12 protein-coding genes, 3 pseudogenes and 1 other annotated feature are annotated in these 9,041 nt (G+C 64.5%); of the genes and pseudogenes, 9 read left to right on the top strand and 6 right to left on the bottom strand.

The window, feature by feature from the left end:
- The 4 genes and pseudogenes from AC2W7A_RS05910 to AC2W7A_RS05895 all read left to right on the top strand — a co-directional run.
- Positions 1 to 165: pseudogene (locus tag AC2W7A_RS05910) on the top strand (IS3 family transposase); the annotation flags it as partial.
- A 64-nt stretch (positions 166 to 229) separates the two neighbouring features.
- Entirely contained in the window at positions 230 to 601 is a 372-nt protein-coding gene (locus AC2W7A_RS05905) for a TIR domain-containing protein (protein ID WP_485990532.1), read from the top strand.
- An 11-nt stretch (positions 602 to 612) separates the two neighbouring features.
- Positions 613 to 1,599, top strand: a complete 987-nt coding sequence (locus AC2W7A_RS05900; protein ID WP_485990531.1) for a caspase family protein — start codon at positions 613 to 615, stop codon at positions 1,597 to 1,599.
- Positions 1,599 to 1,880, top strand: coding sequence for a hypothetical protein (locus AC2W7A_RS05895; protein ID WP_485990530.1), 282 nt, complete (start codon positions 1,599 to 1,601; stop codon positions 1,878 to 1,880). The genes AC2W7A_RS05900 and AC2W7A_RS05895 overlap by 1 nt, the downstream gene beginning before the upstream one ends.
- Before the next feature lie 171 nt (positions 1,881 to 2,051).
- Here the strand turns inward: AC2W7A_RS05895 and AC2W7A_RS05890 are convergent, their stop codons facing one another.
- The 3 genes from AC2W7A_RS05890 to AC2W7A_RS05880 all read right to left on the bottom strand — a co-directional run bounded on the left by AC2W7A_RS05890 (position 2,052) and on the right by AC2W7A_RS05880 (position 4,621).
- A complete protein-coding gene (locus AC2W7A_RS05890; protein ID WP_485990529.1) occupies positions 2,052 to 2,372 on the bottom strand; it encodes a hypothetical protein in 321 nt (106 codons plus the stop codon).
- 65 nt (positions 2,373 to 2,437) lie between these two features.
- On the bottom strand, positions 2,438 to 3,685 hold the full coding sequence (locus AC2W7A_RS05885; RefSeq protein ID WP_485990528.1) for an IS3 family transposase: 1,248 nt from the start codon (positions 3,683 to 3,685) through the stop codon (positions 2,438 to 2,440).
- Positions 3,278 to 3,408 (bottom strand) — a sequence feature (AL1L pseudoknot). It overlaps the preceding gene by 131 nt.
- 168 nt (positions 3,686 to 3,853) lie before the next feature.
- Positions 3,854 to 4,621: an SDR family oxidoreductase gene (locus tag AC2W7A_RS05880; protein ID WP_485990527.1), complete on the bottom strand. Its 768-nt coding sequence runs from the start codon at positions 4,619 to 4,621 to the stop codon at positions 3,854 to 3,856.
- Positions 4,622 to 4,743: 122 nt separating this feature from the next.
- Here AC2W7A_RS05880 and AC2W7A_RS05875 point away from each other — a divergent pair.
- The 4 genes and pseudogenes from AC2W7A_RS05875 to AC2W7A_RS05860 form a co-directional block, all read left to right on the top strand.
- Positions 4,744 to 4,941: pseudogene (locus AC2W7A_RS05875) on the top strand (recombinase family protein); the annotation flags it as partial.
- On the top strand, positions 4,918 to 5,385 hold the full coding sequence (locus AC2W7A_RS05870) for a recombinase family protein (protein ID WP_485990533.1): 468 nt from the start codon (positions 4,918 to 4,920) through the stop codon (positions 5,383 to 5,385). The pseudogene AC2W7A_RS05875 and the gene AC2W7A_RS05870, both read left to right, overlap by 24 nt.
- Before the next feature lie 68 nt (positions 5,386 to 5,453).
- Complete coding sequence (locus tag AC2W7A_RS05865) at positions 5,454 to 5,951, top strand: hypothetical protein (RefSeq protein ID WP_485990526.1); 498 nt, start codon at positions 5,454 to 5,456, stop codon at positions 5,949 to 5,951.
- A 179-nt stretch (positions 5,952 to 6,130) separates the two neighbouring features.
- A complete protein-coding gene (locus AC2W7A_RS05860) occupies positions 6,131 to 6,460 on the top strand; it encodes a DDE-type integrase/transposase/recombinase (protein WP_485990525.1) in 330 nt (109 codons plus the stop codon).
- Positions 6,461 to 6,639: 179 nt separating this feature from the next.
- On the opposite strand, the gene AC2W7A_RS05855 is transcribed toward AC2W7A_RS05860, so the two are convergent.
- Complete coding sequence (locus AC2W7A_RS05855; protein ID WP_485990524.1) at positions 6,640 to 7,131, bottom strand: cysteine hydrolase family protein; 492 nt, start codon at positions 7,129 to 7,131, stop codon at positions 6,640 to 6,642.
- Between the two features lie 40 nt (positions 7,132 to 7,171).
- Positions 7,172 to 7,786 (bottom strand): TetR/AcrR family transcriptional regulator, encoded by a 615-nt coding sequence (locus AC2W7A_RS05850; protein WP_485990523.1) that lies wholly within the window; start codon positions 7,784 to 7,786, stop codon positions 7,172 to 7,174.
- A 54-nt stretch (positions 7,787 to 7,840) separates the two neighbouring features.
- On the opposite strand from AC2W7A_RS05850, the gene AC2W7A_RS05845 reads away from it, so the two are divergent.
- Positions 7,841 to 8,599: an SDR family NAD(P)-dependent oxidoreductase gene (locus AC2W7A_RS05845; RefSeq protein WP_485990522.1), complete on the top strand. Its 759-nt coding sequence runs from the start codon at positions 7,841 to 7,843 to the stop codon at positions 8,597 to 8,599.
- 32 nt (positions 8,600 to 8,631) lie between these two features.
- Here AC2W7A_RS05845 and AC2W7A_RS05840 read toward each other — a convergent pair.
- Positions 8,632 to 8,934: pseudogene (locus AC2W7A_RS05840) on the bottom strand (integrase core domain-containing protein); the annotation flags it as partial.
- Positions 8,935 to 9,041 lie beyond the last annotated feature (107 nt).

The raw sequence follows: 9,041 nt of genomic DNA, 5'->3' as shown, positions 1-9,041 counted from the left end.
GTCCTGGACCGGAAGCGGTGGCGGACCCGCGACGAGCTCCGGATCGCGATCGTCACCTGGATCGAACGCAAGTATCACCGCCGCCGTCGACAGGCACGTCTGGGTCGATTGACCCCCATCGAATACGAGACCATCATGAACCCAGCCGTGAGCCTCGCGGCCTAACACCCCAACTGTCACCTAACGGTGCGGCAGTCCCGTTTGCCCTGAACACCAAAGGAGAGCTGACATGGCTGAGAAGAAGACGGTCTTCGTTGCATTCGCCATCGAGGACGAGCGGCAGAGGGATTTCCTGAAGGGCCAGTCCCTTAGCCCGCGGGCCCCATACGAGTTCATAGACATGTCAGTGAAGGAGCCCTACGACTCCGGCTGGAAAGACAGGGTCCGCACTCGCATCCGACGGTCCAACGGGGTGATCGCCCTCGTGAGCAAGAACTCGCTCACGTCCGAAGGTCAGGAGTGGGAGATCCAGTGCGCGAAGGAGGAAGGCAAGCCACTCCTTGGTATCTGGGCGTACACCAGCGACCGTACAGCCCTCACCGGAGTGCGCACGGTCGCCTGGAGTGACGCAAACATCTCCGACTTTATCGACAACATCTGAGAGGCAGCGGCATGCGCAAGGCCCTCATCGTCGGCATCGACTACTACGAGCAGATCGACTCCCTCCACGGAGCGGTTAACGACGCCCATAGTGTCAAGAGTGTGCTCGAACGCCATGCAGACGGCACTCTCAACTTCGCTCAGCCGAAATTGCTGACGGCCGCAGGTCCCGAGGCCGAGGTCACACGCACCGAGCTCCGTGATGCGGTCGAGGAGCTATTTCGCGACGATGCCGAAATCTCGTTGCTCTACTTCTCCGGTCACGGCTACATCGACGGAGCTGGCGGGTATCTGTGCGCGAGCGACTGCACCAATGGACATGACGGGCTCTCGCTATTTGAAATCGTGACCTTCGCCAACGAATCGCCGGCGAAGAACAAGGTAATCATCCTCGATAGCTGTCACAGCGGGGTCGCGGCTCAGCATCCTGGCCAGACGAAGATCGCCGAGATTGCAGAGGGTGTCACAATCCTGACGGCGTCCACGGCGGATCAATACGCCATGGAGAGCGACGGTACGGGCGTGTTCACGCACCTTTTCGTGGACGCGCTCAACGGTGCCGCTGCGAACCTCGTCGGGGATGTGACCCCTGGTAGCGTCTACGCGCACATCGACCAGTCCCTCGGGAACTGGGCTCAACGGCCAGTTTTCAAGACGAACGTCAAGAAGTTCGTTTCGCTCAGGAAAACTGAGGCGCCGATCGAGCTTACCAGCCTGCAGAAGCTGACGGCCCTGTTCGAGGACCCGGCTACGCAGCTCCGGCTCGACCCCAGCTACGAGCCAGAGCGTCCTCTGAGGGCAGACGAGGATGTGTCAATCCCACCGCCTGACCCTGCCAAGAACGCGGACTTCGCGGTCCTCCAGGCACTGGTAAAGGTAAACCTCGTCCGGCCAGTCGGTGCGCCGCACATGTACCACGCTGCAATGGAGTCGAAGGCGTGCGAGCTCACCGCTCTCGGCCAGCACTATTGGTCGCTCGTAGAGCAGGATTTGATCTGATGCCGTCGCACGAGAGGATTCGGGAGGTTCTAGAGAGCGAGGAGACGTTAGAGCGTCTTGCCGCCATCGAGCACGAGCGTTGGGCCCACTGGCAGCAGTACGTCCATGACCAATGCGAACAACGGGAGGACGGGTCGCTTGTGGTGCCGGCTGATCTGGCTGTGCGGTGGGCGACCCAAATCCAGACCCCGTACTCCGCGCTGTCCGATAAGGAGCGTGAGAGCGACCGCGAGCAGGTACGAAGGTACCTGCCGACCGTCATCAAGGCCCTTACTGGCTGACCGTCGAGAGATGTGAGGAAGATTCCGGCATGACGCGTGGTGAACGCTTCGCAGGGCCGGAAGCTCAGTTGGGGTTCCCGCTCGATGCCCACAACCTTTAGCGGTGTAGTCAACCCCCGGTCACTACACCTACCAGGAGCTCCGTTCCCTCGTCGGCGCGCACGTCCGGAGTCACCTACGCAACCGGGCTAACAGCCACACGGCCGGTGCCTGGGCGGCCACGGACAGGAGCAGAGCTGCCTGGATGCCCAGCCGGTTCGCGTAGAGGCCGAACGCGGGGCCGCCGACCACCTGCCCGGCGGCATCAGCCTGGCCCATGATGGACAGGGAGGTCGCCCGGGTGGCCGAGGAGGGGATGCTCCGGTTGAGCCAGGCCCGCGTCACCGGCCAGCTGACGGAGACGGCGGCGTTTCGCAGCCACCTGCCGGCGAGGGCCGGGGCCAGCGCGGTCGAGACGGCGAACAGCGCCGTTCCGGCGACCTGTACCCCCACGAGCCTGGCTAGCTGTGATGTCCAGGGAGGTTGTTGAGCCTGGTAACTGAATTGCCCCGGGTTTGTTAGAGGCTCGCAAGTGCCGTCCCGGCGGGCGCCGGCACGGGGTTCTCATGATGGTAGACGTCCTCGAACTCGACCGGAGGGACCAGCCCGATCTCGCCGTGCACACGCCGATGGTTGAACCAGTCGATGTACTCCGCGACCGCGATCTCCAGGTCCTCGATGGACTTGAACGGGCCCCTGTTCCGGATCAGCTCCGCCTTGAACAGGGAGTTGAACGCCTCGGCGAGGGCATTGTCATACGAGTCCCCCGTCGAGCCGACCGAGGCGACTGCACCGGCCTCGGCCAGCCGCTGGGTGTAGCGCACCGCGACGTACTGGACTCCTCTATCACTGTGGTGCCGTAGCCCGGCCACGTCCTGGCCGGCACGCTGACGCGTCCAGAACGCCATCTCCAACGCGTCCAACGCCAGGTCCGTACGCAACGACTTCGACAGCTGCCAGCCCAGCACCCGGCGGGAGAACACGTCGATGATGAACGCGGCGTACACCCACCCGGCAAAGGTGCGGCAGTAGGTGATGTCAGCAACCCACAGCTGGTTCGGAGCCGCCGCGGTGAAGTCTCGCTGGACCAGGTCTTGACGCTCATCCGGGCCGCGGCCTGGGACCGTGGTCCTCGGTCCCTTCGCGCGGCTGATACCGCGCAGCCCTGCGGCACGCATGAGCCGCTCGACCGTGCATCGGGCAACTTGGATGCCCTCGCGGCGCAGTTGCGCGTGGACCTTCCGGGCCCCGTAGACCCCGTAGTTGGCCTCGTGCACCCGGCGGATCTCAGCGAGCAGCTGCTCATCGCGCAGACGGCGGGCCGAGACAGGACGTGTCTTCGCGGCGTAGTACGTGCTCGGTGCGATCTGCGTGCCCGCTGCGGAGAGTGTGGCGCAGATCGGCTCGACACCGAATTCGTCCTTGTGGTCGTCGATGTAGTCCACGATCAGCGCTGTGGGCGTCTCGAGCATCCGCCGCGAAGAAAGCCGATGCCGAGCGCAGGATCGCGTTCGCCCGCCGCAGCTCACGGTTCTCCTTCTCCAGCTCGGCCACCCGAGAGGCCTCGCTGGTCGTGATCCCGGGGCGTGGCCACCGTCGATCTCGGCTTGGCGGACCCAGTTGCGTAGCGTCTCGGGATTGATCCCGAGCTGCTCACCGACTCGGCGGAACGCTCCAGACCTCGTGGCGGGGTCTTGGCGGGCTTCGATGGTCATCCGCGTGGCGCGTTCGCGGAGCTCGTCGGGGTACTTCCGTGGTGCGGGCATGCTCTGCATCCTTCCGTTAGATCAGAGCCTCCACCAGACCCGGGGCGATTCAACTTATCGATGCGACTCACAGCCGCGTGGGTTCAACGCTGCTGGTCAGCCCTGGGTGTGCCCGGTGGGGTATCGTTACCAGGCTGCGCTCAGACGAGCAGTTCAGCTACAGGCGAATCATGTCGAGCCTGCCAGCCACTGCTCGACGGTGAGGTCATCGGTGACGCCGTGATCTGGTATCAGCCCGCCGGCGGCGATTGCGCGCCCGAGGTAGGGCGCTTGTGTCATCACTCGTGGCCGCCGCCCGTCAATACTGCCCCGAGCAGCGAGGATCGCTCGACAGATCTGCAAAGTAGTTGCTTCCTCAGGTCCACGAATAGCAAGAGTACGATCGTTGGCATCCTCGGCGCTCTGCTCAATGTCCTCGGCGATGATCGCCGCAGCACGGTCGGCTGCCAAGGCCGCCATCTTCATGGTGGGAAGCACAGTGACTGGCCCCAGCGTCGCGCGACGGACCACGTTGTCCATGAGTTCGAACCACTGGGCTGAGTGGACAATCGTCGTTGGTACAGCGGATTGCTGATACGTCTGCTCCTGTGCCGCTTTGCCCTGGTAGTAACCAAACCACCGGTTCACCTTGGGGTCGGCTGCACCTGCGATCGACACGCACACAATGCGACTTACCCCTGCTGACTGCGCCGCATGGATGATGTTCTTCGCTGTGCCGGTGAAGAACTCTCGTGACTTCTTTGCCCCAATAGTCTCGATATTCAAACAGTCCACCACCACGGCGTCCCCGCTGAATGCCCTTTCGAGGCCGGTCCTATCCCAGGCGTCGGCACCCTTGCTGCGGCTGGCGCGCTGGACCTGGTGGCCGCGCTCCTCCAGCTGATCAGCGACCCGAGACCCGATCGTTCCAGTGGCACCGAGAACAGTTATTTGCATACCAGCGAGTCTAGGGGCTCTTCACAGATGACGGTGTAGAGGGCGCTGGCGCGTCGGTCCCGGGGTACGAGGACTCCTCCGTCTCGGCCTCCAAGCCGCGTGGTGCCGGCACCGACTGGGCGAGGATGCTCAAGGATGCCGACGACGGTCAGTTCGACAACGGCGTTGCCGTCGACATCGACCGGCTCCTGCGCAGCACCAAGGATCTGAACACCCTGGTCGACCATGGGCTGCAGGTCGTCACGGTCGACGGCGAGATCGACCTCGCCACGGCCGATGGAGAGTTCCGGGCGACGATGCTGGCCGGCATCGCGCGCTTCGAGGCCAAGCGCAAGGCCGAGCGGACGATCCGTTCGAACGAGCGCCGTCGCGCCGAGGGGATGCCGGTTCTCTCGGGCTGGATGCCGGTCGGCTGCACGAAGGACGGGGCGCAGATCCCGGAGCAGGCCGAGGCCATCCAACGGGCGTTCGCAGACTTCACCGCGACCAGGCCCAAGTCGATCCACGGCATCGCCGAGGATCTGAACGCGGCGGGGTTCGTCACCTCGAGAGGCAGGCCGTGGTCGACGTACGCGGCCCGGTACCTGCTGAACAACTCGCTGTACGCGGGGTTCATCAGGTACAACGCCACGGGTGAGCTGTTCCCGGTCTCCGAGGGTGATCGGTGGCAGCCGATCGTCTCCCAAGCACTGTGGCGCCGCTCAGTGGCCAAGCTGCGCGACAACAAGGCGAAGGTCGACCGTCGCGGCAATCAGCCGCGCTAACTGCTCTCAGGGGTCGCACGGTGCGGTCGGTGCGGGGCGACGATGGTCGCCGGTCAGAACGAGCGCGGGTGCCGAACTACAGGTGCGGGCAGAACTTCCATGTGAGCCGGCAGCGCGAGCCGGTGGACGCGATGGTCGCCGCCGCGGTGCAGACGATGCTGGCGAGCCCGGCGGTCGCGGACATGCTCGAGCCCGAAGGAGGCTCAGAGCAGATGGACCGGCAGGCGATGCTGTCCCGGGGTGGCGAGCTGCGTGCGCGCCTCGATGCCCTCGCGCCGATGTTGACGGACACGACGGTCTCGATGGACATGATCCGCTCGTCCATGAAGGAGCTCGAGGTCGAGATCACCGCCATCGACGAGCAGTTGGCCGAGCCGAGCCCCTCGGAGGCCCGCAGGCTCGCTGAGCGCGCTGCAGGGGTCGAGGACGACCAGGCCCGCCGCGAGCTGGTCGAGAGGCTCCGGGAGACGCTGAGCGTCGAGGAGCAGCGGATCATCGTCACCGAGCTGGTCGAGGTGACGATCAAGCCGATCAGCGCGGCCATGTGCGGTTCGATCCGTCGCTGATCGTCATCGAGCGCCGTTGGGCGTGAGTGGGTCGGCGGTGGGCAGCCAGTGGTCTCTCCGTGGCCTCTGAGAGGCCAGGTGGCCTCCCGGTAAATCGCGGGTCATCAGGTAGCCGCTCGATGGTCTCCTGGTGGTCTCGTAGTGGCCGGTGGGTGACTAGGCGTGCAGGAGGGCTCCCGGTGGGCCTCAGGGACTGCGATCTCGCCGAACGTCGCCTGGAGGCCCAACCTCCGCATCAGCTCTGGGTCGCTGACATCACGCACATCAGGATCCTGAACGAGTTCTGCTACGTCGCGTTCGTCACCGACGCCCACTCTCTGCGAATCGTCGGATGGACGGTCTCGTCAAAGCAGCCCTGGGAACCGGCCGAAGCGGGCGGGATGACCAGGATGGGCTGGGCCCACGGTTGGAGTCCCGATCGTCACTTCGAGGCCATGGCCTATCGCGCTCACGCGGAGTTCGAGACGGCATACACACACGACCACGACGTAGCGCCCGTTACTCCCTGACCTGGGACGGAATCCGGGGCGCTTCACCCCCGTCCACCACCAGCAATAGCCATCTCGGGCTCTTCGAGCGGGTCGAGTGCACGGTCAGACCCCGTATGCCTCACCCGACGTGGCAGTGCCGTCGACAAGCATGTCGGTACAGACGACCGTGGCGAACTCGTCATGCAGGTTGGCGGCAGTCACCGCGGAGAGCGTCGCGGCCGGAAGTATGGAGCCGTCCAGCGCTGGCGGTCGAATGTATGCGTCGCGTCGATCACGAAGTACGTGTTGTAGCCCAAGTTTCCTGCGACTCGCGCTGTGGTCTCACAACAGTGGTTCGTGGTGATCCCGCAGATGACGACTTCCTCGATCCCTTTCGACTGGAGCCAGGCGTGTAGATCTGGGGTGCCGTGGAAGCTGGAGTTCACGGTCTTGCTGACGAGAAGATCGGGTTCGCCGCTGATGACGTTCTTGAACTCGTTGCCCGGCGTGCCCATCGCGAGGGCCGACGCCGGATTGGTCGAGTCGTGGCGGACGAACACGATCGGCCACGATCGCTCTCGCCAGTGAGCGATCAGATCCGCGATGTTCGCCTCGCAGTCGGGATTGTCGCGCTTCCCCCAGTAGTCGGCATCGTCAAAGCCGCGTTGCACGTCCACGACAATGAGGGCGGGGTGTTGCAGTGAATCCATGGCGGGGTCCTTCCTTCGAGGGAAGACTGTGACATAGGTGCTATTTCGATGCTTGTGAGTCGATGGAGGTCACCAGTAGGGTCTTCACGGTGGTGACGAGTCGTCCGAGGTCCTCCCGGGTTGCCCCGTCTCGGGCCTGGACCGACATGCCCTGAATCAACGCTCCTACGGTGCGCGTCAAACCGTGAACGTCGATGCCTTCGCGCAACTCGCCATCGGCGACGGCCTTCGCAAGTCGAGCACTGAGAGCCTTGAGCGCCAGGTTGCGTTCGGCTCGGACGACAGCCGCGGCGGCGTCCGCGTCTCGTCCAGTGGTGAGCAGACCCGTGGAGACGAGGCATCCGAGGCCCGGCTCGGTGGTGAACTCTCTGGCCGCACGGTCGAGATAGCCAGAGAGCGCGTCGACCACGGGCAGGTCGTCGGAGACACCGAAGCCGTACTCCTGCTGATACAGCGCAACAGCTTTCTCGAACAACCGCTCCTTCGACTCGAAGGCGCGGTACAGCTGGGGCGCGGTCAGGCCGGTTGCATCCTGGAGGAGCGTCATACTCGCGCCCTCGTAACCGTGGGCCCAGAAGATCATGAGTGCCCGGTGAAGGGCCTCGTCCGGGTCGAACGAACGGGGCCGCCCGACCTGCTTGCGTACCTTTGCCATAGTGATCGCTACGATATAGCATGCACATTACGTACTGATCACTACGGAGGAAACGTGACCTACTCCACCGCCCTCATCACCGGCGCATCTCGAGGCATCGGTGCCGCAACCGCCACTGCCCTGGCAGGCAGCGGGATCCAACTCATCGGCGTCCACTACAGGCGCGACCAGAGGGCAGCCGAGGACACCGCCACCCGATTGCGCTCACTCGGCGCCACCCCGATCCTCATTCAGGCTGACCTCGCAGAAGGTGAGCCGGCCGCCGCCGCCATTGCGAAGGCATGGAACCAAGCACTGGCAGCGCACGGCTACAGCGGCACCGACGTGTTCGTGAGCAATGCGGGCATCAACGGCGCGCAATCGCTCGCCGAACTCGACCCTGAGACCTACGCTCGGGTGCAAGCCGTGAACCTCACCGCACCACTCTTCCTGCTGCACCACCTGGCGGACTCCCTAAACGACGGAGGACGCATCGTCGCGGTGTCCACCGGATACACAAGGATTGCAGCGCCGACCCACCTCGCATATACCGCGTCAAAGGCCGGGCTGGAAGGAGCACTGCGCGCCGTCGCACCGGAGCTCGCCCAACGCGGAATCACAGTGAACTGCGTCGCTCCCGGCGTCATCGACACGGATCTCAACGCTGACTGGATTAATCAAGCCGGCGCTCGTGAAGGCGCAGGCCGACTCTCAGCCTTCGGCCGGATCGGCACACCCGAGGACGTCGCGGAGGTCATCACCTTCCTCACCAGCGACCGCAGCCGCTGGATCACAGGCCAGACCATCGACACGACCGGCGGTTCACTCCTCTGAGGTTCTGAAACGCCCTGGGTTTCGTTCCGAGGTCAGGACGCAACGGGCGCTGAATCCTGATCGTGAGTGTAGGCCGCCTCGACCTCCGCGGGCGTGCGATAGCCCAGGGCCTCGTGAAGACGGGCGGTGTTCCACCAGTGCACCCACCCCATCGTGGCCAGCTCGACCGCCTGCACGGACTCCCAGACCCGCTTGGCGTGGATGAGCTCGGCCTTGTAGAGCCCGTTCACCGTCTCGGCGAGGGCGTTGTCGTACGAGTCGCCCACGGTGCCCACCGAGGCCGTCACCCCCGCGGTGATGAGCGCGTCCGAGTACGCCAAACTGACGTACTGGGTGGGTTCAACCGGTCGTTGCAACACCGTTCAACGTGAGCGAGCGTAACTGCTCAGCGAAGACCTCCGCGGGCGTCTTCCAGTCCAGGACCTTCCTGGGCCTGTTGTTC

This window comes from Micrococcus sp. LASM2_SD2, from assembly GCF_057364565.1.
This window is presented reverse-complemented; position numbering and strand designations above follow the sequence as displayed.

Bases quoted from the DNA above. Each gene is read 5' to 3' on its own strand.
- AC2W7A_RS05850 (WP_485990523.1), bottom strand. From the start codon at position 7,786: ATGGCAAAGGTACGCAAGCAGGTCGGGCGGCCCCGTTCGTTCGACCCG.
- AC2W7A_RS05905 (WP_485990532.1), top strand. From the start codon at position 230: ATGGCTGAGAAGAAGACGGTCTTCGTTGCATTCGCCATCGAGGACGAG.
- AC2W7A_RS05880 (WP_485990527.1), bottom strand. From the start codon at position 4,621: ATGCAAATAACTGTTCTCGGTGCCACTGGAACGATCGGGTCTCGGGTC.
- AC2W7A_RS05870 (WP_485990533.1), top strand. From the start codon at position 4,918: ATGCTGGCCGGCATCGCGCGCTTCGAGGCCAAGCGCAAGGCCGAGCGG.
- AC2W7A_RS05885 (WP_485990528.1), bottom strand. From the start codon at position 3,685: ATGCCCGCACCACGGAAGTACCCCGACGAGCTCCGCGAACGCGCCACG.
- AC2W7A_RS05855 (WP_485990524.1), bottom strand. From the start codon at position 7,131: ATGGATTCACTGCAACACCCCGCCCTCATTGTCGTGGACGTGCAACGC.
- AC2W7A_RS05895 (WP_485990530.1), top strand. From the start codon at position 1,599: ATGCCGTCGCACGAGAGGATTCGGGAGGTTCTAGAGAGCGAGGAGACG.
- AC2W7A_RS05900 (WP_485990531.1), top strand. From the start codon at position 613: ATGCGCAAGGCCCTCATCGTCGGCATCGACTACTACGAGCAGATCGAC.